We start from the raw sequence: 21913 nt of genomic DNA on the forward strand, positions 1-21913 counted from the left end.
CTTGACAAAATGCGACGGTGGGACTATACTGGGGCCACAGAAAGGAAAGCGAGCTTTCCATTTTGGAGGAGGCGAGGGTTTGAAAAACCGGCTGGAGGAGCTGCGGAAGGCCAGGGGCATGACCCAGGAGGAGCTGGCCGAGGCGCTGGAGGTATCCCGGCAGACGGTGGGTTCCCTGGAGAACGGGCGGTACAACCCGTCCATCCTGCTGGCCTTCAGGATTGCACGGCTGTTTGAAACCACCATTGAGGAGGTCTTTCTCTATGAAGAACAGGGAGCAGAGTAAGGAAATTCTGTACTGGATCGGCGCAGGCGTGAGCTGGCTGGTGCTGCTTCTGCTGCTGGTGGGGGACAAGCTGGGTCTGGAGCTGCCCCGTCTGGTGGGCGGCCTGCTGGCCGGCGCAGGGGGTGCCCTGGGCGGGCTGCTGACGGTCAAGGCCCTCTTCGCCCGGTACTACCGCCGCAACGAGAAGGCCCGCAGGGCGGCGGAGCGGGAGGAGAAGGACGAGCGCAACCAGATGCTCCGGGGTATCGCCGCCCACCGCTGTCTGCTGGCCACCACCCCCATCTTTATCATCCAGTGGGTCATCCTGCTGGCGCTGGACGTGTCCATAGCGGTGATGGTTGTGGTGATGCTGGCCTACCTGGCCCATTTCGTGATTTACATGTATCAGCTGGTGCGGCTCCAGAAGGAGCTGTAACAAGGGAAAGCCGCCCGGGAAGGCGGCGGAAAGTGAGAGACGTATGAAGCTCATTTTGGAAGGAATCGAGAAGCATTTTGGGGAGAAGCAGGTGCTCAAGGGGGCGTCCTTCTCCTTTGACCAAGGCCGGATCTACGGTCTGCTGGGCCGCAACGGCGCGGGCAAGACCACCCTGATGAACTGCCTGGCGGGAGAGTTTCCGCCTGACGGCGGCGCCTTCTGCGTGGAGGACGGGGACGGCCAGCGCCGTCCCCTGGCCGAGGGGGACGTGGGCTATGTGCTGTCCACGCCGGTGGTGCCCGAGTTCCTGACGGGCTGGGAGTTCGTGAAGTTCTTCCAGGAGATCAACGCCGGCAAGGACCCCAGCGGCCGCACCCCCGACGACTGGCTGGACCTGGTGGGCATTGACGCCGAGGACCGCTACCGCCTGATGAAGGACTACTCCCACGGCATGAAGAACAAGATGCAGATGCTCTGCTTCCTCATTGCCCGGCCGCCGGTCATCCTGCTGGACGAGCCCCTCACCTCCTTCGACGTGGTGGCCGCCAAGGAGATGAAGGACCTGCTCATTGAGATGAAGGAGGACCACATCATCCTCTTCTCCACCCACATTCTCCAGCTGGCCGCCGACCTGTGCGACGAGATTGTCCTCCTCCATCACGGCGAGCTGGAGGAGGTGGACCCGTCCATCATCCACACGCCCGAATTTGAAAACCGGGTGGTGGAGCTGCTGAAAGAAGAGGAACGCCATGATTAAGGACGTGCGCAATGTGTTCCGGGTGCAGTCCGCCATGAGCTGCAACCGCTTCCTCTTCTGGCTGAAAAAAATCCCCCTCATCCGCCGCCTGTTCCCCGACCGGCTGTACGCCGCCTCGGCGGCCAAGCAGCGGCTCATGGCCGTGGTGGAGGTGCTGAAAATCCTCAGCGCCTTTGCCGGAAAGTTCATCTACCTGTTCCTCTGCTGCCTGCTGCCCGCCATGCTGCTGCTGGAGGACGCGCCCCGGGAGACCCTGTGGCTCAGCCTCCTCACCGCCCTGTTCTTCCTCAGCTTTTTCGGCGGGGCCTTTCTCCAGTCCAACATCCTCACCGCCAGCCTGGTCAAGTACACCTGTGTGCGGCAGATGGGCATGAGCGCCCGGGCCAGCCTGGCGGCCACCGCAGGGCGTGAGCACCTCCAGTCCTTTGTGACCTTTACCCCGGCTCTGATTGTCTTTGCCGCCCTCTTCGGCCCCGGCTGGTGGGAAGGTCTGCTCCTTACCATGCAGCTGGCCGCCGTCCGGTGTATCGGCGAGCTGTTCCACGTGTGGGTGTGGGACCGCTGGGAGAAGCAGCCGGGCAAGAGCGTGTGGTACATCATGGCAGTCACCGTGCTGTCCCTGGCGGGGGCCTACGCCACCTTGCTGCTGCCCACCCCCCTGCCCATGGAGCGGTTCCTGTTCAACCCGGCGGTGTACATCGCGTCGGTGGGCTGCGGCGCCTGGGCGGGCATCTGGCTCCTCCGTTATCCCCATTATCAGGCCCTGGTGTGGAAAACCTGCCGGGCGGAGAACGTGTCCACCGCCGCCGCCAAGCAGAACGCCGCTCAGGCCGCCTTCCGGGATGTGCAGATGAAGGACTCCGACCTGGCCGCCGAGGACGCCGGAGGCCGCATCGCCGCCCTGAAGGGCTACGCCTATCTCAACGGCCTGTTCTTCCTGCGCCACCGGCGGCTGCTCAACAAGCCGGTGAAGTACGCCTTGGGCATTGTGGCCGCGGCGGTGCTGTTGGGCCTGGGAGCTGTGCTCTTCGTGCCGGACACCATGGCTGAGATGATGGCGGAGTTCCCCGTCCGGTTCCTCCCCATCTTCGTGTTCATCATGTACCTCATCTGCAACAGCCTGGGTCAGCGCATCTGCAAGGCCATGTTCTACAACTGCGACCTCTCCCTCCTCCGGTACGGCTGGTACCGGGAGCGGAAGGTGCTCCTGCGCAACTTCACCATCCGGCTGGGCGAGGTGGCAAAGCGGAACCTGCTGGTGGCCGCCGCCATTTGTGTGGGCACCGCCGCCGTCACCCTGGCCGCGGGCGCGCCCCTCACCGGCGCCCTGGCCCTGTTCTGCCTGGCGGTGCTGAGCCTGGCGGTGTTCTTCTCGGTCCATCCCCTGTTCCTCTACTACATCTTCCAGCCCTACACCGCCCAGCTGGCGGTGAAAAACCCCTTCTTCGGCATCCTCAACTGGGTGGTCTACTTCCTGTGCTGGATGTGCCTCCAGATCAAGCAGCCCACCAGCGTGTTCACCCTGCTGGTGGTGGCATGCACCGTGGCGTACAGCGCCGTCGCCCTGGCCGTGGTGTGGAATCGGGCGGAGAAGACCTTCCGCATTAAATAAACCCTGCCGTCAAAATGCCCGTCCCTGCCGCCCATTTCGGGCGGCAGGGACATTTTTTGCGGCCGGACAGTGGGAAGAAGCCCTTTCGGAGGTCGAAATTTCGAATTTCGGGGGGAAAAGTTAAATGAAAATTTAATATATCCTTCATGTTATTGTGCACTGTGCCGTGGTATGATACCCACTGTTCCAAGGTGACGGACAGAGAAAGGAGAACCCTATGGCAGAACTGGCGCACGGACGGCAGCAGTCCGGCTTTTCCGGGGCGGAGCGGACAGAGGCCGTCTCTTCGGAGAATATCCCCGGCTTTTTTGCCCGGGGCGTGAACTTTTACAAGCTCTTCTGGGTGTTTATCATCGTTTCCTTCCTGGGCTGTCTGGTGGAGACGGTGTTCATGCTCCTCACCCGTGGGGAGCTCCAGAACCGCAGCGGGGTCATTTACGGCTCCTTCTCCCTGGTGTGGGGTCTGGGTGCGGTACTGTTCACCCTGTGCTTCCACCGCCTTGCCCGGCGCAGCTCCTTCCTCATCCTGCTGGCGGGCACGGTGCTGGGCGCTGTGTACGAGTACGCCTGTTCCTGGCTTCAGGAGGTGCTCTTCGGCGCCTGCTTCTGGGATTACAGCCATCTGCCCTTCAATATCAACGGCCGGGTGAACCTGGTGTTCTCCCTGTTCTGGGGTGTGGCGGCGGTGCTGTGGGTCAAGTGGGCCTATCCGGCGGTGTGCCGCTGGATTGGGAAAATCCCCAACGGGGCCGGCCGCCCCCTCACCCTGGTGCTGGCGGTGCTGATGGCCTTTGACGTGGCCCTCACCTCCGCAGCTCTGGGCCGGATGAACCAGCGGCAGCACAATGTGCCCGCCGCCGGGCCGGTGGCGGAGTTTCTGGATACCCACTACCCCGACCGGAAGCTGGAGGCCATCTTCACCAACCTGACCTATATCGGCACCGACGAGGCCAGAGAGGCCGCCGGGGTGCCCAAACCCAACGACCTGCCCGGGCAGTAATGCCTGTCAGAGGAAAACGGGGCCAAAAGCCCTGAAAATTGTGATTTTTCCCTTTACAGCGTGGGCAAAATATGATAGACTACCATGGCACGCAAATGTGCGTAAGCCGCCTGCCGCTTAGTTTCGGGACAAAAGCCGCGTATCCGCGGGGGTCCGCCCACCCGTTACTCAGCCGCCGGGCAAATGATATGAAAGGTGGAAACCATCCATGATCCGTAAGGACGAGAAGACGGCCGTTATCGAGGCCAACCGCGCTCACCCCACTGACACCGGCTCCCCCGAGGTTCAGATCGCCATTCTGACCGCCCGCATCCAGGAGCTGACCGAGCACCTGAAGGTTCACACCCACGACAACCACAGCCGTCGTGGCCTGCTGAAGATGGTCGGTAAGCGCCGCAAGATGCTGGACTACCTGATGGCCAAGGACATCGAGCGGTACCGTGCCATCATTGCCAAGCTGGGCATCCGTAAGTAATGTCTGCTGAATAAACCGTAAAGCGGTTTATTCGCGCGGCAGCGGCCGCGCAATTCCATAAAAGCGGCTCAAAAAGCCGATTTTATGGAATTCAGCCATTGCTGTAATGCGTATTTCCGCTGGCGCATTGAGATGCACCAGCGGAAGGCGCAAGGGGTTTAGACAATTTTGTCCAAAACCCCTGCGCCTGAGCAAAGCCAAATGGCATTGAAAGCCAGAGCTTTCAATGCTTTGGGCTTTGGTCGATACGCATTAAGTAAGAGCTTCCCGATAGGGTGGCGTGGTTATGCCACGCCACCCTATCTTGCCATTCTCCTCCGGGAGGACGGCGCGAACCTATCCACAGGCCCCGCCGGGCCGGAGCGCTTTTTTAGCAGTTGAACATGGGCCTGAAAGATACGGACCCGGGTTCAAATGCTAAAAGGTGAGACGGCCCGGACGCTGGCCCATACCAACGAAAAGGAGGACAACCATGTCTACCGTCATCACCCACAAGCAGTTCCCCAACCACAAGATCTTCAAGACTGAGATCGCCGGCCGTCCCTTCTCCATCGAGGTGGGCAAGACCGCCGAGCTGGCCAACGCCGCCGCTCTGGTGCGCTACGGCGACACCACCGTCCATGTGGCCATCTGCGTCTCCCCCCGTCCCCGGGACGGCGTGGACTTCTTCCCCCTGAGCGTGGACTTTGAGGAGAAGCTGTACGCCGTGGGCCGCATCCCCGGCTCCTTCCTGCGCCGTGAGGGCCGTCCCTCCCTGCCCGCCGTGCTGGCCTCCCGCCTCATCGACCGGCCTATCCGCCCCCTGTTCCCCTACGACTTCCGCAACGACGTGTGCATCACCTGCACCGTCATGAGCGTGGATTACGACTGCTCCCCCGAGGTCACCGCCATGATCGGCGTGTCCGCCTGCCTGAGCTACTCCGAGATCCCCTTCGCCGGCCCCATCGGCTGCCTGGAGGTGGGCTACTGCGACGGCCAGATTGTCTTCAACCCCACCCAGGAGCAGCGCAAGACCTCCCGCATGGACGTGACCGTGGCCGCCACTGAGAAGAAGGTGGTCATGATCGAGGCCGGCGCCGACCAGATCCCCGACGACATCATGTACGAGGGCATCGTGAAGGCCCACGAGGAGATCAAGAAGCAGGTCGCCTTCATCAACGACATTGTGGCCCAGATCGGCAAGCCCAAGATGGAGTACGACCACGCCGACTTCAACCAGGAGCTGTTCGACAAAATCGTGGACAAGTACATGGACGAGGCCAAGGCCGCCATGGACACCGACGACAAGAACATCCGTGAGCAGCGCTGGAACGCCATGATCGACAAGTGGCACGAGGACTACCTGGAGGAGTACCCCGAGATGGACAAGTATCTCGAGGAGTTCACCTACAAGTTCCAGAAGAAGATCGTCAAGGCCTGGCTGCTCCAGGGCCACCGCGTGGACGGCCGCGCCAAGAACGAGATCCGTCCTCTGAGCGCCGAGGTTGGCGTGCTGCCCAAGGTCCACGGCTCCGGCCTGTTCACCCGCGGCCAGACCCAGGTCCTGTCCGTGGCCACCCTGAACACCCTGGCCGCCTCTCAGAAGCTGGACACCATCTGGGAAGAGGACGAGAAGCGGTACATGCACCACTACAACTTCCCCCCCTACTCCGTGGGCGAGGCCAAGGCTCCCCGCTCCACCAACCGCCGCGAGTACGGCCACGGCGCTCTGGCTGAGCGCGCTCTGGTGCCCGTGCTGCCCAGCGTGGACGAGTTCCCCTACGCCATCCGCGTGGTGAGCGAGGTCCTGTCCTCCAACGGCTCCACCTCCCAGGGCTCCATCTGCGGCTCCACCCTGGCTCTGATGGACGCCGGCGTGCCCATCAAGGCCCCCGTGGCCGGCATCTCCTGCGGCCTCATCCAGGACGACGACGGCTCCTTCCAGACCTTCATCGACATCCAGGGCGTGGAGGACTTCCACGGCGAGATGGACTTCAAGGTGGCCGGCACCAAGGCCGGTATCACCGCCATCCAGATGGACCTGAAGAACGACGGTCTGACCCACGAGATCATCAAGCAGGCCCTGGAGATCACCAAGGACGCCCGCTATGCCATCCTGGACGAGATCATGCTGCCCTGCATCGCTGAGCCCCGTCCCGAGGTGAGCAAGTACGCCCCCAAGATGATCACCATGAAGATCGACGTGGACAAGATCCGCGAGGTCATCGGCAAGGGCGGCAGCGTGATCCAGAAGATCTGCGCTGAGTCCGGCGCCACCGTGGACATCGACGACGACGGCACCATCCACATCGCCTCCCCCGACGCCGCCTCCTGCGACGCCGCCAAGAAGATGATCGACACCATCGTGTTCGTCCCCGAGGTGGGTCAGCTGTACTACGGCAAGGTGGTGCGCATCCTGACCTTCGGCGCCTTCGTGGAGCTGGCTCCCGGCAAGGACGGCATGGTCCACATCTCCAAGCTGGCCGACCGCCGCGTGGAGAAGGTGGAGGACGTGGTCAACATCGGCGACATGATCTGGGTCAAGGTCACCGATATCGACGAGAAGGGCCGCGTGAACCTGTCCTACAAGGACGCCCTCAAGGAGATTAAGGCCAAGCAGGCTGCCGGCGAGAGCGCAAAGTAAGAAAAAACGGGTATAATAGACCGGGCGGGCAGTACTTGCCCGCCCGGTTTCCGCATCTGCGGGCCGCGGCCCGCGTCCAAGGAGGACCCTGCCATGTATGAAAAAATAACCCTGCCCAACGGCGTGCGCATCCTCACCGAGCACGTCCCCGCCGTGCGCTCGGCGGCCCTGGGCATCTATGTGGGCACCGGCAGCCGCCAGGAGAAGGCGGCGGAGAACGGCGCCGCCCACTTCATTGAGCACATGCTCTTCAAGGGCACCGCCCGCCGCACCGCCGCCGACCTGGCCGGGGAGATGGACGCGGTGGGCGGCCAAATAAACGCCTACACCACCAAGGAGTCCACCTGCTTCTACGCCCGGGTGCTGGACACCCACCTGCCCCAGGCTGCCGATATCCTGTGCGACATGTTCTTCTCCTCCAAGTTTGACGAGAGCGACGTGGAGACGGAGCGGGGCGTGGTGCTGGAGGAGATCGGCATGTACGAGGACAACCCGGAGGACCTGTGCGCCGAGCGCCTGGCCGCCGGGGTGTACCACGGCTCCGCCCTGGCCCGGCCCATCCTGGGCCGGAAGGCCACCCTGGAGAAGATGACCGGCGCCTGGCTGAAGGAGTACATGACCTCCCACTACCTGGCCGGGGACATCGTGGTGGCCCTGGCGGGCAGCTTCACGCAGAAAGACGTGGACGACCTGAAGGCCCGGTTTTCCGCCATGCCCGCGGGCGGTCTGCCCCAGCCCAGGGCGGCGGTGTATACCCCCTGCATCACCGTGAAGAAAAAGGCCATCGAGCAGAACCACCTGACCCTGGCCTTCCCCGGCCTGTGCTACGGGGACAGCCGCCGGTTCGCCCTTCAGCTGCTCTCCTCCATCCTGGGCAGCGGCATGTCCTCCCGGCTGTGGCAGCAGGTGCGGGAGCAGCGGGGTCTGTGCTATTCCATCTACTCCTACGGTGCGGGCCACGCCGACACCGGCCTCTACGCCGTCTACACCGCCCTGGGCCGGGAGACCGAGGAGGAGGCCATCCGCACCATTGTGGACACGGTGAAGGCCTTCCGGGACGGGGGCGTCACCCGGGAGGAGCTGGACCGGGCCAGAGAGCAGTCAAAGGCCAACGTGCTCATGGGGCTGGAGTCCACCCAGGCCCGCATGGCCCACCTGGGCCGCAGTGAGTTGATGATGGGTGAGGTGCTCACTCCCGACCAGATTATCGCCGCCTATGACGCCGTCACCGCTGAGGATGTGCGGGGGCTGGCGGAGGAGATTTTTGACTTCTCCCGGGCGTCCCTGTCCGCCGTAGGCCGGGTGCGTACCGCCGACGAGTATCGGGCGCTGCTGAACTGAACAAAAAGCGGACGGCTGGGCTCAGCCGTCCGCTTTTTCTGCCTTTTTCCCCTCGGGGCGGCCGGAGAACCGCCCGCAGGCCGGGGTGTCTGCATCCTTGTCCCGCAGGCGGGGTGCGCCGCAGTGACCACGACCCAGAGGCACAAAGCGCCGTCCACCCTCACATACATAGTGCCGCCGGAAATGACGGCACTGGGCGCAGGTCTTTTCCTCTTCCGAATTGGGCATACCTTCACCTCCTTAATGCTATTATACATATAATAGACACTATTTTCAACCAGTTGAAACCACATTCCATCCTTGGTATGCTGGATTCAACTAGGAGGGAATGCGCATGGCCGATCCGATTCTGGTGAACCGCACCCGGTTTACCTCTTCACTGAAAAATGAACTTGTGCCCAAGTGGAACAAGCTGGCGGAGGATACCCGCATCCCCAAATCCCGGCTTCTGGACGAGGCCATAGAGGATTTGCTGAAAAAGTACGAGAAAAAGAACGGCTGACGTGGTCAGCCGTTCTTTTTTGCTGTTCTGAAGGTTTCTATGCGTCAAACCCGTTCGGGCGCAGGCCAGATAACGAGGCAGAGACTAGGGGCGGCATTGAGATCGCCAATGAATTGCAGGGATTGGCAAGTCTGGGTGGGTAACACTGCTCGGGCTGAGCAGTTGCGATACCAAACAGCCGAACCGGCAAGCAAATGCCTTCAAGTTCGGAGGGTAATTGAAACCCACCGCCGCAAGCCGCGTCCCCGAAAGGGGGTACCAGGGGGAAACGGGCGCGTTTGGCCCTAACAGGGCCCTCCGCGCCTGTTGCCCCCTGGCGAGCTTTGCCTACTTTCCCTCGTTGGAAAGTAGGCCGTCGGAGACCGTTTCCTTCGAGAGAAAGTCCAAAACAAGGCCGGCGGAATTCTCCGCCGGCCTTGCCAGTCTTACGAAACAGATTTACTTCTTTTTCTTGCTGTACGGCGTGTCAGCCAGGGGCAGGCTGGTGCGGAACTTGCCGTCGTAGTTGTAGTAGGCCAGCTGCACGGCGGGGGCGGTGGGGATGGAGCAGATTTCGCCGATGCCCTTGGCGCCGCAGGCCAGCTCGGACTCGTTCTTCTCCACGATGATGGCCTTCACATCGGGGGTCTGGTTGGCCCGGAACAGGCCCAGGGAGGCGTACACCGCTGTGGGACGGCCATCCTTGAGGGGGAAGTCCTCGGTAAGGGCATAGCCCAGGCTCATGACCACGCCGCCCTCAATCTGACCCTCCACGCTCACCGGGTTCACCGCCCGGCCCACGTCATGGGCGGCGATGACCCGCTTGATCTTGCCCTCGTCGTCCAGCTCCACCAGGTGGGTGGCGTAACCGTAGGCAATGTGGCTGATGGGGTTGGGCCGGTCGGAGCCCAGCTTGTCGGTGATGCCGGTGTACTCCTGGTGGAAGTCCACACCCTCCACGGCGGACAGGTCGCGGCCTTCCAGCGCCCACTTCAGCTCAGTGGCCGCCCGGCGGGTGGCCTCGCCGGTGAACAGGGTCTGGCGGGAGGCGGTGGTGTTGCCCGAGTTGGGGGCGATGGAGGTGTCGGGGGCGTCCCAGGTGACCTGGTCGGGCCGCAGGCCGGTGACCTCACAGACAATCTGGCAGGTGATGGTGCCAATGCCCTGGCCGATGCAGGCGGCGGAGGTGCGGACATGGACCACGCCCTTCTCCACGTGGAGGGTCACACGGCCCGTGTCCGGGATACCCACGCCCAGGCCGGCGTTCTTCATGGCGCAGGCGATGCCCGCCTTGGGGTTGGCTTCGTAGTAGGGCCGCACCGCGTCCAGAGTCTCCACCAGAGCGGTGCCCTCGTCGGCAATCTGGCCGTTGGGCAGCACCTGGCCGGGACGGATGGCGTTGCGGTAGCGGATTTCAAAGGGGCTGATGCCCACCAGCTCGGCCAGCTTGTTCAGGTTGCACTCGGCGGCGAAGCAGCTCTGGGTCACGCCGAAGCCGCGGAAGGCGCCGCAGGGCGGGTTGTTGGTGTAGAAGGCCTTGCCGTCGATGATGATGTCCTGATAGTTGTAGGGACCGGCGGCGTGGGTGCAGGCCCGCTGAAGCACCGGGCCGCCCAGAGAGGCAAAGGCACCCGAATCAGTGCGCAGAATGGCGATCATGGCGGTCAGGTGGCCGTTCTCGTCGCAGCCGGTGGTGACCTCCATCTCAAAGCCGTGGCGCTTGGGGTGGCAGAGCATGGACTCCTTGCGGGTCATGGCCACCTTTACGGGCCGCTGGGTCAGATGGGCCAGCACGGCGGCGTGGTGCTGGACGGACATGTCCTCCTTGCCGCCGAAGCCGCCGCCCACGCACTTGGCAACCACCCGCACCAGCTCCTGGGGCAGGCCGGTGGCGTCGGCACACTCGCGGCGGGTCTGGTAGATGCCCTGGTCACCGGAGTAGACCACCACACCCTGGCCCTCGGGAGCGGCCACGGCGGTCTCGGTCTCCAGGAAGGCGTGCTCAGTGGGAGGCGTGTGGTACTTGGTGGTGACCACATACTTGCTGTTCTTCAGCTTGCCCTCGGCGTCGCCCCGGACCAGATGCTCGTGGGCGAAGCAGTTGCCGCCCTCCTGGAGCTCGGGGGCGTCGGGGGCCATGGCCTCCTCCAGGGTGAGGACGGGCTTGAGCACCTCGTAGTCAATCTTCACCAGGGCCCTGGCCTGGTTCAGGGCCTCGGTGGTCTCGGCGGCGATGAGCACGATGGGGTCGCCGCAGAAGTGGACCTCGCCGCCGATGGGCACCAGCACCCACTGGTCCCGCTTCAGGTGGCCCACCTTCAGCTCTCCGGGCAGGTCGGCGGCGGTGACAATCTTCACCACGCCGGGCACCTCCAGAGCCTCGCTGATATCAATTCCCTTAATAATGGCGCGGGGGTAGTCGGAGCGCACCGCGCCGCCGAAGAGCATGCCCTCCATGCGGATGTCGTCGGCATACTCGGCGGTGCCGATGGCCTTGGCGGGGGCGTCCACACGGGGCAGATTCTCGCCCACCTTGCCGGTAAAGGTCTCGTGGGGCACCTCGGTGCCCTCCCGGAACATCTTGGCGGCAAGCAGCACCGCGTCCTCAATCTTCTTGTAGCCTGTGCAGCGGCAGATGTTGTTGCGCAGGGCGAACTTGACCTCCTCCCGGGTGGGGTCCGGGTTGGCGTCAATGAGGCCCTTGGCGCTGATGACCATGCCGGGGGTGCAGAAGCCGCACTGCACCGCGCCGCAGTGGGTGAAGGCGTAGGCGTACACATCCTTCTCCCGGTCGGTGAGGCCCTCGCAGGTGATCACCTGCTTGCCTTCCATTTTGGAGGTCTTCTGGACGCAGGCCTTGGTGGCCTTTCCGTCGATGAGGATCATGCAGGTGCCGCAGGCGCCCTCGGAGCAGCCGTTCTTGACCGAGGTGAGCCCCAGCTCCTCCCGCAGGAAGGTGAGCAGGCGCTCGTCCCGCTCTGTGGAAACCGTCTTCCCGTTGACGATGAAGGTATACATGGCAAAAAGCCTCCTTATAGTAATCGGGTCTCTCCCTTGGCTTATTTCCCTCTTTTTATATAGCTTAACACCAATTTCGAAAGGTATCAACCGAAATAGATATGGCAAAATACACAAATATCTAAAAATAATTTTGGCAATACAAAAATTTTTTAGCAAACCCCTTGACTTGTGCGCCGGGCATGATATGATAGGTCCATAAAGGTTTTAATCTGTCTGGAATCACCAGAATTTATTCGGAGGCGAGGCAGCATGAAAGACCCCATCCGCTGGACACTCAACCACATGCCCAAGAGCGAGGATCGCGAACTCTCTATCATGGCCCTGGACAACGTGACCAAGGCCCGTTCCTTCCACGGCAGCTTCCCCCAGTACTCCATCACCCCTCTGGCCCGGCTGGACGGCATGGCCAAGTACCTGGGCCTTGGCGGCGTGTACGTCAAGGACGAGAGCTACCGCTTCGGCCTGAACGCCTTTAAGGTGCTGGGCGGCTCCTTCGCCATGGCCCGGTATATCGCCAAGGAGATGGGCCGGGACGTGTCCGACATGACCTACGACTATCTCACCAGCGAGGCCTTCCGCAAGGAATTCGGACAGGCCACCTTCTTCACCGCCACCGACGGCAACCACGGCCGCGGCGTGGCCTGGGCCGCCAACAAGCTGGGCCAGAAGGCTGTGGTACATATGCCCAAGGGCTCCAGCCAGTCCCGCTTTGACAACATCGCCAAGGAGGGCGCTCAGGTCACCATCGAGGAGGTCAACTACGACGACTGCGTCCGTATGGCCGCCGCCGAGGCCGAGCAGACCGAGCACGGCGTCATCGTCCAGGATACCGCCTGGGACGGCTACGAGGAGATCCCCTCCTGGATCATGCAGGGCTACGGCACCATGGCCAGCGAGGCCGCCGAGCAGCTGCGCCAGTGCGAGGTGAACCGCCCCACCCACGTGTTCGTTCAGGCCGGTGTGGGCTCTCTGGCCGGCGCTGTGGTGGGCTACTTCACCAACCTCTACCCCAATAACCCGCCCAAGTTCGTGGTCATGGAGGCCGCTGCCGCCGACTGTCTGTACAAGGGCGCTGTGGCCGGCGACGGCAAGCCCCGCATCGTCACCGGTGACCTCCAGACCATTATGGCCGGTCTGGCCTGCGGCGAGCCCAACACCCTGTCCTGGGACATCCTGCGCAACCATGTCTCCGCCTTTGTCTCCTGCCCCGACTGGGTCAGCGCCAAGGGCATGCGGATGCTGGGCGTGCCCGTGAAGGGCGACCCTGTGGTCATCTCCGGTGAGTCGGGCGCCGTGGGCATGGGCGTGCTGGACGCCATCATGTCCGACGACACCTACAAGGACCTCCGGGAGGCCCTGGAGCTGGACCGCTTCAGCCAGGTGCTCATGTTCTCCACCGAGGGCAACACCGACCCGCTGAAGTTCCGCCGCGTGATTTGGGACGGCGAGTACCCCACCACCGACTCTCCCCAGCGCGCATACTGAGCAGAGAAACCGTTTGTGATGGAACATACTGAAATGGAGGATGAATACCATGGATTTTGAGCAGATCAAGAAGGTTTCCGAAGGCTACCGCGCCGATATGACCCGCTTCCTGCGTGAGATGATCTCCTACCCCAGCGAGAGCTGCGAGGAGAAGGAGGTTGTGGCCTGCATCAAGCGCGAGATGGAGAAGCTGGGCTACGACGAGGTGGAAGTGGACGGCCTGGGCAACGTCATCGGCTGGATGGGCCAGGGCGACAAGATCATCGCCATTGACTCCCACATCGACACCGTGGGCATCGGCAACATCAACAACTGGACCCACGACCCCTACAAGGGCTATGAGGACGACGAGGTCATCTACGGCCGCGGCGGCTCCGACCAGGAGGGCGGCATGGCCTCCGCTACCTACGGCGCCAAGATCATGAAGGACCTGGGCCTCATCCCCGAGGGCTACAAGATCATGGTCGTGGGCTCCGTCCAGGAAGAGGACTGCGACGGCATGTGCTGGCAGTACATCGTCAACAAGTTCTTCCCCGCCAAGGGCATCAAGAAGGAGCAGGTGGAGTTCGTTATCTCCACTGAGCCCACTGACGGCGGCATCTACCGCGGTCACCGCGGCCGCATGGAGATCCGTGTGGACGTGAAGGGCGTCTCCTGCCACGGCTCCGCCCCCGAGCGCGGCGACAACGCCATCTACAAGATGGCCGACATCCTTCAGGACGTCCGCGCCCTCAACGAGAACGACGACGCCGACGACAAGGAAGTCAAGGGCCTCGTGAAGATGCTCAACCCCAAGTACAACCCCGAGCACTACGAGGACGCCCGTTTCCTGGGCCGCGGCACCTGCACCACCAGCCAGATCTTCTACACCTCTCCCAGCCGCTGCGCTGTGGCTGACTCCTGCTCCATCTCCATCGACCGCCGCATGACCGCCGGCGAGACCTGGGATTCCTGCCTGCAGGAGATCCGGGACCTGCCCAGCGTGAAGAAGTATGGCGACGACGTGAAGGTCTCCATGTACATGTATGACCGTCCCTCCTGGACCGGCGAGGTGTACGAGACCGAGGCCTACTTCCCCACCTGGATCAACAAGGAGAACGCCGCCCACGTCCAGGCTCTGGTGGACGCCCACCACGCCCTGTTCGGCGAGGAGCGCATCGGGCCCGAGGGCGCCATGCACCTGCGTCACCGTCCTCTGATCGACAAGTGGACCTTCTCCACCAACGGCGTTGCCATCCAGGGCCGTTACGGTATCCCCTGCGTCGGCTTCGGCCCCGGTGCTGAGAGCCAGGCCCACGCCCCCAACGAGATCACCTGGAAGCAGGACCTGGTCACCTGCGCCGCCCTGTACGCCGCCGTGCCCGGCCTGTACAAGGAGGAGAACAAGACCGCCGATGTGTCCCAGTTCCGCGCCGGCAAGACCGATAATGACATTAAGTAAGAACCGCTGAGCAAAGCGTAACATACAGAAGCGCTGAACCCACCAAAACAATTTAAATATTTGAAAAGGAGTCGATCCACATGGACGCCAAACTGCAGGCCTATATTGACAAGCTGAACGCGCTGAACTTCAAGGAGATGTACGAGGGTGACTTCTTCCTGACCTGGGAGAAGACCGACGACGAGCTGGAGGCCGTGTTCACCGTGGCCGACGCCCTGCGCTACATGCGTGAGAACAACATCTCCACCAAGATCTTCGAGTCCGGCCTGGGCATCTCCCTGTTCCGCGACAACTCCACCCGTACCCGCTTCTCCTTCGCCTCCGCCTGCAACCTGCTGGGCCTGGAGGTTCAGGACCTGGACGAGGGCAAGAGCCAGATCGCCCATGGCGAGACCGTCCGTGAGACTGCCAACATGATCTCCTTCATGGCCGACGTCATCGGCATCCGTGACGATATGTACATCGGCAAGGGCAACGCCTACATGCACGAGGTTGTGGACTCCGTCACCCAGGGCCACAAGGACGGCGTGCTGGAGCAGAAGCCCACTCTGGTCAACCTGCAGTGCGACATCGACCACCCCACCCAGTGCATGGCCGACATGCTGCACATCATCCACGAGTTCGGCGGCGTGGAGAACCTGAAGGGCAAGAAGGTCGCCATGACCTGGGCCTACTCCCCCAGCTACGGCAAGCCCCTCTCCGTGCCCCAGGGCGTCATCGGCCTGATGACCCGCTTCGGCATGGACGTTGTCCTGGCCCATCCCGAGGGCTATGAGGTCATGCCCGAGGTCGAGGAGGTCGCCAAGAAGAACGCCGAGAAGTCCGGCGGCACCTTCACCAAGACCAACTCCATGGCCGAGGCCTTCAAGGACGCCGACATCGTGTATCCCAAGAGCTGGGCTCCCTTTGCCGCTATGGAGGAGCGCACCGACCTGTACGCCAAGGGCGACAGCGACGGCATCAAGGCTCTGGAGAAGCGCCTGCTGGCCCAGAACGCCGAGCACAAGGATTGGTGCTGCACCGAGGAGCTGATGAAGACCACCAAGGACGGCAAGGCTCTGTACCTGCACTGCCTGCCCGCCGACATCAACGGCGTCTCCTGCGTGGACGGCGAGGTCGAGGCCACCGTGTTCGACCGCTACCGTGACCCCCTGTACAAGGAGGCCTCCTACAAGCCCTACATCATCGCCGCCATGATCTTCCTGGCCAAGTGCAAGGATCCCCAGGCCGTCCTGAAGGCCCTGGAGGAGCGCGGCACCAAGCGTCAGTTCAGCCTGTAAGCAATCCGACCATGTAACCCGGGGCGGGGAGGCACCCTCTCCCCCGCCCCGGACCGTCCCGGCCCGTCCGCAGATACGGCACTCCCGGTATGTGCGGCCGGGCCGGGCCTTTTTTAACCGGAGGTAATATTTTATGGATAAAAAACGTATCGTTATCGCTCTGGGCGGCAACGCCCTGGGCAACAACCTGCCTGAGCAGATGATCGCCGTCAAGCAGACCTCCAAGGCCATCGCCGACCTCATCGAGGAGGGCCATGAGGTGGTCATTGCCCACGGCAACGGCCCCCAGGTGGGCATGATCCAGGCCGCCATGACCGAGCTGACTCGCTCCAACCCGGAGAAGTACATCCCCTGCCCCCTGTCCGTGTGCGTGGCCATGAGCCAGGGCTACATCGGCTATGACCTCCAGAACGCCCTCCGTGAGGAGCTGCTGGACCGGGGCATCAACAAGGGCGTGGCCACCGTGCTGACCCAGGTGGAGGTAGACCCCGCCGACCCCGCCTTCAAGAATCCCACCAAGCCCATTGGCTCCTTCATGACCAAGGAGGAGGCCGACAAGATGGTGGCCGAGCGCGGCTATGACATCATCGAGGACGCCGGCCGCGGCTACCGCCGTGTGGTGGCCTCTCCCAAGCCCCAGGGCATCGTGGAGATTGACACCATCCAGGCCCTGGTGGAGTCCGACCACGTGGTCGTGGCCTGCGGCGGCGGCGGCATTCCCGTGTTCACCACCGAGGGCCACCACCTGAAGGGCGCCGCCGCGGTCATCGACAAGGACTTCGCCTCCTGCGTCCTGGCCCAGCAGCTCAACGCCGACTGCCTCATCATCCTCACCGCCGTGGAGAAGGTGGCCATCAACTTCGGCAAGCCCGACCAGAAGTGGCTGGACTCCCTCACCCCCGACGAGGCCCGCAAGTACATGGACGAGGGCCACTTCGCCCCCGGCTCCATGCTGCCCAAGGTCCAGGCGGCGGTCCAATTCGCCGAGTCCAAGGAGGGCCGCACCGCCCTCATCACCCTGCTGGAGAAGGCCAAGGACGGCATCGCCGGCCGCACCGGTACCCGCATCCAGGCCTGAGCAGGTCCTTCCAGTGCATAAAAACGCCCCCGCTGCATCAGCAGCGGGGGCGTTTTCTGTTTCTGGCGGGGATTTACTGAATCTCGGAGGCCATCACGTCGCCGCAGATGGCGCCGAAGGACACGGCGGCGTCAAAGCCGTTGCCGTAGTTCTGGCCGTCGCGCTCCTCGTAGGCGCCGATAACGTCGCCGGCGGCGTACAGGCCGGGGATGATCTCGTTGTCGGCGGTGAGGACGTGGGACTGCATGTCAACGCGGATACCGGCGGTGGTCAGGTAGACGTTGGGGTCCACCCGGATGGCCCACACGCCCTCGCGGGTGTCGATATAGGGCAGGTTGGTGCGGCCCCACTCGTCGGCGGCCTCGGGGCCCTGGATGGCCAGGGCGTTGTTGGTGTCGATGGTGGACTGGAGGTTGGGCAGGTTCAGGGCGGCGGAAGCCTCAGCCACGGAGTCATAGTGGACGGCCTCGCCCTTCTCGAAGATGCCCTCGTAGGTGTTAAAGCCGTAGGCGGCGTTGTTGCGGGTGGAAGCGGCGGCGTCGTCGTCAAAGATGAAGTAGAAGGTGTCGCCGTTGGCGGGGTCAGCCTTGGCGGCGGACATGACGGCGTGGTTGCTCTTCATGATGTTGCCGAACTGGTCGCCGTTGATGTTGACGATGATGCCGGGGGTGGTGTAGTGCATGAAGGCAAGCTCGAAGTGGCTGTCGTAGGAGGCCAGGAAGCCGGGCAGGTAGGCCTGCTGATAGTCCACCACGCCGCCATACTTGAGAGCCAGCTGGATGCCGTCGCCGGTCAGGCTCTCGGGGCAGCTGAAGTAGGAGTCGGCCCACTCGGTGTGGTACTGCTCCAGCATCTCCTTGTTCTTGGCGAAGGAGCCGGAGGCCAGCATGACCGCGTCAGCGGTGACAGTCCAGCTCTTGCCGTCCTCGCCCTCAGCCTTCACGCCCACGATGCGGCCGGTCTCGTCCTGGATGAGGTCGGTGACGGGGGTGTTGTAAATGATGCGGGCGCCCTGGTGGGTGATGCGGTCCACGAAGAACTGCATGGCATAGCCTGCGCCGCCCTCATAGCAGCCGGGGGAGAAATAGGGGCTGGTGTAGGCGTCCTTCACACCCAGGGTGTAGAAGCCCACGCCGATGTTGACCATCCAGTCGTAGAGCTTGCCGGAGTTCTGGTACATCTGCTTGAGCCAGGGCAGCTCGGTGCGGGCATTGCCGTTCTCGTCGGGCTTGACGATCTTCAGCAGCATGGACTCGGCCACTTCCCAGGGGCCGCACATGGTGGTGGCCTCACGGCCCAGGCCCCAGTTGGCCCAGGTCTGGGAGTCGGTGCCCACGAAGCCGCCGAAGGCCATGGCCATGGAGCCGCCGGGGATGTCGGTCTTCTCGAAGAGGATGACGTTCTCCACGCCGGCCTCCATCAGCCGGGCGGCGGCCAGCAGGCCGGCAGTGCCGGCGCCCATGATGACCACGTCCACGTCCTCCGTGACCTCCTCAGGCACCACCTCGGGGGCCTCAGGGGCGGCGGAGAAATCGTCCAGGTCGCCGCCGGCCAGCTTGATGGCCTCGGACACGCCCTGCTTGATGGCGGTGGAGGTGACGGTGGCGCCGGAGACCTCGTCCACGTTCACGCTCTGGGCCTCCACAATGCGGCCGGGGATGCGCTCCACGGCGTAGGTACCCACGCCCACGGTCTCGTTGTTGGAGGGCACGGTGACGGAGGTGATCTTGCCGTCCACAAACATGGTGGTGACCACGATGGTGCCCTCGTGGCCGATGACCTCCACGGTGTACTTGCCGTCGGCCACGGTGCCGCCGGTGGCGGACTCGCCCTTGGCCTGGGCCAGGGCGTCGGTGACGGCGGAGCGGACGGCGTCGGAGGTGTAGGTGGCGCCGGAGACGGCGTCAAACTCGGCGCCCTTCTCCTGGACGGAGGCAGTCAGGGTCTCCAGAGCCTTGCCGCCGATATCGGGGGTCTCGTCGGCGCCGGTGAGGGTGACGGCAGTGATGGCGTTGGCATCCACAGTAATCTCGGCGGTCACCAGGCCGCCGAAGCCCTGGGCGCTGCCGGTGTAAGTGCCGGGGGTATAGATGCCCGCCTCAGCAGTGGGCGCGGGGCTGGCGGAACCGGTGGGTGCGGTGCTGGGCTGCGTCTCGTTGGTGCAGGCGGTAACGGCTGTGAGCAGGGAGCCGGCCAGCACCAGAGCAACTGCGCGGGAGAGCTTCTTCATGGGGATTCTCCTTTCCTATTGCCGGAATCAGAAAAACTATTCATTGTATTTTTGACAAAATCGTTAATTTTTCCTGTTCCGGTCATCAAAAATAATTATATCGGAAGGCAGGAGCTGAATCAACGTTACCGAAAGTTTTAAATATATTTTTAACAATCTCACAAAAAGTTTGTGATTTCTTTGGCTATTATCCCCTTCCCAGGCAGATGAGACGCAAAGAAAATGACAGAAAAAGGAGGCGTGTCCGGATGGACACGCCTCCTTTTGATTGACAGCGGGGTTGGCGCTTACAGCTTCTCGGTGAAGCTCATGCAGCCGGTGGGGCAGCTCTCTACGCAGGTGCCGCAGCCGGTGCACTTCATGGGATTGACCTGAGCCAGGCAATTGTCCATGGTGATAGCACCCTCGGGGCACACCTTGCTGCACTTGGTGCAGCCGATGCAGCCGGCCTTGCACACGTCCATAACGGCCTTGCCCCGGTTGTAGTTGGAGCAGCGGTCGAAGACCTTCTGCTTCTTGGGGAAGATGCCGATGACGTGGTTGGGGCAGACCTTCTCGCACAGGCCGCAGCCGATGCAGGCGTCACGGTCCACCACGGCCACACCCTTCTCAATGCGGATGGCCTGCTGGGGGCAGACGGAGACGCAGTCGCCGTTGCCCAGGCAGCCGAAGGCGCAGGCGCCGGCGCCGCCGAAGAGCAGCTTGGCGGCGGAGCAGCTGTGGACGCCCTCATAGTTCATGCGGGGCTGGGTCTTTTCGCAGTTGCCGCCGCAGCAGACAACGGCCACACGCTCCTCAACGGAGCCGGCCTCCACGCCCAGCACGCCGGCGATCTGAGCCGCGCAGCCGGCGCCGCCGGGGACGCACAGATTGGTGCGGTCCTCTTCGCCGGAGGCCAGAGCCTTGGCGTAGCCGTCGCAGCCGGCGTAGCCGCAGGCGCCGCAGTTGGCGCCGGGCAGGCACTCACGGATGGCGGGGAACTTGGGGTCCTCCGGCACAGCCATGACGGTGGACGCGATGACCAGCATGACGGAGCAGATAATCGCGATAACAACAACCAGAATTACAGCCATCAGAATCGGATTCATGCCGTCACCCCCTTAATTTCCAAACAGCGTCTCCACCACACCGGCGAAGCCGTTGAAGGAGGCGGCCACGATGGCGGCGGAAACCAGGGTGATGGGCAGGCCCTTGAAGGAGTCGGGGGCGTCGCAGGTCTCAGTGCGCATACGCACGCCGGCGAACAGGACCATGGCCAGGAAGAAGCCCAGGCCGGAACCGAAGGAGTTGGCCATGGACTGGGCGAAGTTGTAGCCCTCGGTGATGTTCAGCACGGTGACGCCCAGCACGGCGCAGTTGGTGGTGATGAGGGGCAGGTAGATGCCCAGGGACTTGTACAGGGCGGGGATGTAGCGCTTGAGGACGATCTCAACCAGCTGCACCAGGGCGGCGATGACCAGGATGAACACTATGGTCTGCAGATAGCCCATGTCGTTGGGGGTGAGCAGGTAGGTCTGGATGGGCCAGGTCACAGCGGTGGCCAGCAGCATGACGAAGATAACGGCGATGGACATGCCGGCGGCCTGGTCCAGCTTTTTGGACACGCCCAGGAAGGGGCAGATGCCCAGGAAGCGCTGCAGCACGTAGTTATTGACGAAGACAGCGCTCAGGATGATAAAGAGGAGGTTTCCCCAATCCAGTTCCATTCCTTAGGCCTCCTTTCCGATCTTACCGCACACAGCGGCGTTGGGGCAGTTACCGCAGCCGGTGGCGGCGTGCTTCACTTTCCCGTGGGTGATTCTGGCAACCAGGGCGATGAGGCAGCCGAAGATGAAGAAGCCGCCGGGCGTCTGGGTCAGGATGGGAATGTTGTAGCTGGAGAAGAAGGGCACGGGGATACCGGCGAAGGTGCCGGCGCCCACGACCTCACGCAGGGTGGCCATGACCACCAGAGTCACGGTGAAGCCGATGCCCATGCCGATGCCGTCCAGGGCGGACTCGCCCACGGAGTGCTTGCTGGCAAACATCTCGGCGCGGCCGAGGATGATGCAGTTAACCACGATCAGGGGCAGGTACACGCCCAGGGCGGTGTACAGGTCCTGGAAGTAGGCCTGCACCAGCATCTGGACCACCGACACGAAGCCGGCGATAACCACGATGTAGCAGGGGATACGGACGGAATCGGGGATGATCTTCCGCAGCAGGGAGATCAGAATGTTGGAGCAGATGAGAACGATGGCAGCCGCGATGCCCATACCGATGGCGGTGGACACCGAGGTGGTGGTAGCCAGGGTGGGGCAGGTGCCCAGCACCAGGACCAGAACGGGGTTTTCCTTGATGATGCCGTTGGTCAGAATGGAGAGCTTGGAAGGTGCTTTATTCTTCATC

The 21913-nt window shown here is 63.0% G+C and carries 19 protein-coding genes; 13 read left to right on the forward strand and 6 right to left on the reverse strand.

All coding sequences use genetic code 11. The features are described 5' to 3' along the window. The first annotated feature begins 79 nt into the window (after positions 1-79). The 8 genes from ACOX7T_RS05020 (at position 80) to ACOX7T_RS05055 (ending at position 8509) form a co-directional block, all read left to right on the forward strand. Positions 80-286 carry a helix-turn-helix transcriptional regulator gene (locus ACOX7T_RS05020; RefSeq protein ID WP_433440487.1) on the forward strand — a complete coding sequence of 69 codons (207 nt, stop codon included), beginning with the start codon at positions 80-82 and terminating at the stop codon, positions 284-286. After that, positions 264-701, forward strand: a complete 438-nt coding sequence (locus ACOX7T_RS05025; protein WP_433440489.1) for a hypothetical protein — start codon at positions 264-266, stop codon at positions 699-701. Before ACOX7T_RS05020 ends, ACOX7T_RS05025 begins: the two co-directional genes overlap by 23 nt. Before the next feature lie 43 nt (positions 702-744). Then, positions 745-1458 (forward strand): ABC transporter ATP-binding protein, encoded by a 714-nt coding sequence (locus ACOX7T_RS05030; RefSeq protein ID WP_433440491.1) that lies wholly within the window; start codon positions 745-747, stop codon positions 1456-1458. Continuing rightward, entirely contained in the window at positions 1451-3070 is a 1620-nt protein-coding gene (locus ACOX7T_RS05035; RefSeq protein ID WP_433440493.1) for a hypothetical protein, read from the forward strand. The genes ACOX7T_RS05030 and ACOX7T_RS05035 overlap by 8 nt, the downstream gene beginning before the upstream one ends. A 217-nt stretch (positions 3071-3287) precedes the next feature. Then, the gene (locus ACOX7T_RS05040; protein WP_433440495.1) at positions 3288-4070 is read left to right on the forward strand and encodes a putative ABC transporter permease; all 783 of its coding nucleotides are present in this window, start codon (positions 3288-3290) and stop codon (positions 4068-4070) included. A 208-nt stretch (positions 4071-4278) separates the two neighbouring features. After that, positions 4279-4545: a 30S ribosomal protein S15 gene (rpsO, locus tag ACOX7T_RS05045; protein ID WP_433440497.1), complete on the forward strand. Its 267-nt coding sequence runs from the start codon at positions 4279-4281 to the stop codon at positions 4543-4545. 472 nt (positions 4546-5017) lie between these two features. Continuing rightward, positions 5018-7168 (forward strand): polyribonucleotide nucleotidyltransferase, encoded by a 2151-nt coding sequence (locus ACOX7T_RS05050; RefSeq protein WP_433440499.1) that lies wholly within the window; start codon positions 5018-5020, stop codon positions 7166-7168. A gap of 93 nt (positions 7169-7261) precedes the next feature. Then, the gene (locus ACOX7T_RS05055) at positions 7262-8509 is read left to right on the forward strand and encodes a M16 family metallopeptidase (protein ID WP_433440501.1); all 1248 of its coding nucleotides are present in this window, start codon (positions 7262-7264) and stop codon (positions 8507-8509) included. A 21-nt stretch (positions 8510-8530) separates the two neighbouring features. On the opposite strand, the gene ACOX7T_RS05060 is transcribed toward ACOX7T_RS05055, so the two are convergent. Beyond that, positions 8531-8737 (reverse strand): hypothetical protein, encoded by a 207-nt coding sequence (locus tag ACOX7T_RS05060; protein ID WP_433440503.1) that lies wholly within the window; start codon positions 8735-8737, stop codon positions 8531-8533. A 106-nt stretch (positions 8738-8843) separates the two neighbouring features. Here ACOX7T_RS05060 and ACOX7T_RS05065 point away from each other — a divergent pair, with 106 nt between their 5' ends. Further along, a complete protein-coding gene (locus tag ACOX7T_RS05065; RefSeq protein ID WP_083870383.1) occupies positions 8844-9011 on the forward strand; it encodes a ribbon-helix-helix domain-containing protein in 168 nt (55 codons plus the stop codon). Between the two features lie 438 nt (positions 9012-9449). Here the strand turns inward: ACOX7T_RS05065 and xdh are convergent, their stop codons facing one another. After that, positions 9450-12008 carry a selenium-dependent xanthine dehydrogenase gene (gene xdh, locus ACOX7T_RS05070; protein WP_433440505.1) on the reverse strand — a complete coding sequence of 853 codons (2559 nt, stop codon included), beginning with the start codon at positions 12006-12008 and terminating at the stop codon, positions 9450-9452. Between the two features lie 252 nt (positions 12009-12260). On the opposite strand from xdh, the gene dpaL reads away from it, so the two are divergent. From dpaL to arcC, 4 genes are all read left to right on the forward strand, one after another. Further along, positions 12261-13496, forward strand: coding sequence for a diaminopropionate ammonia-lyase (gene dpaL, locus ACOX7T_RS05075; RefSeq protein ID WP_433440507.1), 1236 nt, complete (start codon positions 12261-12263; stop codon positions 13494-13496). A 49-nt stretch (positions 13497-13545) separates the two neighbouring features. After that, positions 13546-14937: a YgeY family selenium metabolism-linked hydrolase gene (locus ACOX7T_RS05080; protein WP_433440509.1), complete on the forward strand. Its 1392-nt coding sequence runs from the start codon at positions 13546-13548 to the stop codon at positions 14935-14937. An 80-nt stretch (positions 14938-15017) separates the two neighbouring features. After that, positions 15018-16217, forward strand: a complete 1200-nt coding sequence (gene ygeW, locus ACOX7T_RS05085; protein ID WP_433440511.1) for a knotted carbamoyltransferase YgeW — start codon at positions 15018-15020, stop codon at positions 16215-16217. A gap of 133 nt (positions 16218-16350) precedes the next feature. Next, entirely contained in the window at positions 16351-17295 is a 945-nt protein-coding gene (arcC, locus tag ACOX7T_RS05090; protein ID WP_433440513.1) for a carbamate kinase, read from the forward strand. Between the two features lie 73 nt (positions 17296-17368). Here the strand turns inward: arcC and ACOX7T_RS05095 are convergent, their stop codons facing one another. The 4 genes from ACOX7T_RS05095 to rsxE all read right to left on the reverse strand — a co-directional run bounded on the left by ACOX7T_RS05095 (position 17369) and on the right by rsxE (position 21912). Beyond that, positions 17369-19525 (reverse strand): FAD-dependent oxidoreductase, encoded by a 2157-nt coding sequence (locus ACOX7T_RS05095; RefSeq protein ID WP_433440515.1) that lies wholly within the window; start codon positions 19523-19525, stop codon positions 17369-17371. 287 nt (positions 19526-19812) lie between these two features. Beyond that, positions 19813-20613, reverse strand: coding sequence for an RnfABCDGE type electron transport complex subunit B (locus ACOX7T_RS05100; RefSeq protein ID WP_433440516.1), 801 nt, complete (start codon positions 20611-20613; stop codon positions 19813-19815). A gap of 12 nt (positions 20614-20625) precedes the next feature. Next, entirely contained in the window at positions 20626-21231 is a 606-nt protein-coding gene (locus ACOX7T_RS05105) for an electron transport complex protein RnfA (RefSeq protein ID WP_433440518.1), read from the reverse strand. A 3-nt stretch (positions 21232-21234) separates the two neighbouring features. Beyond that, on the reverse strand, positions 21235-21912 hold the full coding sequence (rsxE, locus tag ACOX7T_RS05110; RefSeq protein ID WP_433440520.1) for an electron transport complex subunit RsxE: 678 nt from the start codon (positions 21910-21912) through the stop codon (positions 21235-21237). Position 21913 lies beyond the last annotated feature (1 nt).

This window comes from Pseudoflavonifractor sp., from assembly GCF_050943825.1.
Classification (GTDB): domain Bacteria; phylum Bacillota; class Clostridia; order Oscillospirales; family Oscillospiraceae; genus Pseudoflavonifractor.

Bases quoted from the DNA above. Each gene is read 5' to 3' on its own strand.
- ACOX7T_RS05080 (WP_433440509.1), top strand. From the start codon at position 13,546: ATGGATTTTGAGCAGATCAAGAAGGTTTCCGAAGGCTACCGCGCCGAT.
- ACOX7T_RS05095 (WP_433440515.1), bottom strand. From the start codon at position 19,525: ATGAAGAAGCTCTCCCGCGCAGTTGCTCTGGTGCTGGCCGGCTCCCTG.
- ACOX7T_RS05105 (WP_433440518.1), bottom strand. From the start codon at position 21,231: ATGGAACTGGATTGGGGAAACCTCCTCTTTATCATCCTGAGCGCTGTC.
- rpsO (WP_433440497.1), top strand. From the start codon at position 4,279: ATGATCCGTAAGGACGAGAAGACGGCCGTTATCGAGGCCAACCGCGCT.
- xdh (WP_433440505.1), bottom strand. From the start codon at position 12,008: ATGTATACCTTCATCGTCAACGGGAAGACGGTTTCCACAGAGCGGGAC.
- dpaL (WP_433440507.1), top strand. From the start codon at position 12,261: ATGAAAGACCCCATCCGCTGGACACTCAACCACATGCCCAAGAGCGAG.
- ACOX7T_RS05050 (WP_433440499.1), top strand. From the start codon at position 5,018: ATGTCTACCGTCATCACCCACAAGCAGTTCCCCAACCACAAGATCTTC.
- ACOX7T_RS05040 (WP_433440495.1), top strand. From the start codon at position 3,288: ATGGCAGAACTGGCGCACGGACGGCAGCAGTCCGGCTTTTCCGGGGCG.
- ACOX7T_RS05030 (WP_433440491.1), top strand. From the start codon at position 745: ATGAAGCTCATTTTGGAAGGAATCGAGAAGCATTTTGGGGAGAAGCAG.
- ACOX7T_RS05055 (WP_433440501.1), top strand. From the start codon at position 7,262: ATGTATGAAAAAATAACCCTGCCCAACGGCGTGCGCATCCTCACCGAG.
- rsxE (WP_433440520.1), bottom strand. From the start codon at position 21,912: ATGAAGAATAAAGCACCTTCCAAGCTCTCCATTCTGACCAACGGCATC.
- ACOX7T_RS05060 (WP_433440503.1), bottom strand. From the start codon at position 8,737: ATGCCCAATTCGGAAGAGGAAAAGACCTGCGCCCAGTGCCGTCATTTC.
- ACOX7T_RS05100 (WP_433440516.1), bottom strand. From the start codon at position 20,613: ATGAATCCGATTCTGATGGCTGTAATTCTGGTTGTTGTTATCGCGATT.
- ACOX7T_RS05065 (WP_083870383.1), top strand. From the start codon at position 8,844: ATGGCCGATCCGATTCTGGTGAACCGCACCCGGTTTACCTCTTCACTG.
- arcC (WP_433440513.1), top strand. From the start codon at position 16,351: ATGGATAAAAAACGTATCGTTATCGCTCTGGGCGGCAACGCCCTGGGC.
- ACOX7T_RS05035 (WP_433440493.1), top strand. From the start codon at position 1,451: ATGATTAAGGACGTGCGCAATGTGTTCCGGGTGCAGTCCGCCATGAGC.
- ygeW (WP_433440511.1), top strand. From the start codon at position 15,018: ATGGACGCCAAACTGCAGGCCTATATTGACAAGCTGAACGCGCTGAAC.
- ACOX7T_RS05025 (WP_433440489.1), top strand. From the start codon at position 264: ATGAAGAACAGGGAGCAGAGTAAGGAAATTCTGTACTGGATCGGCGCA.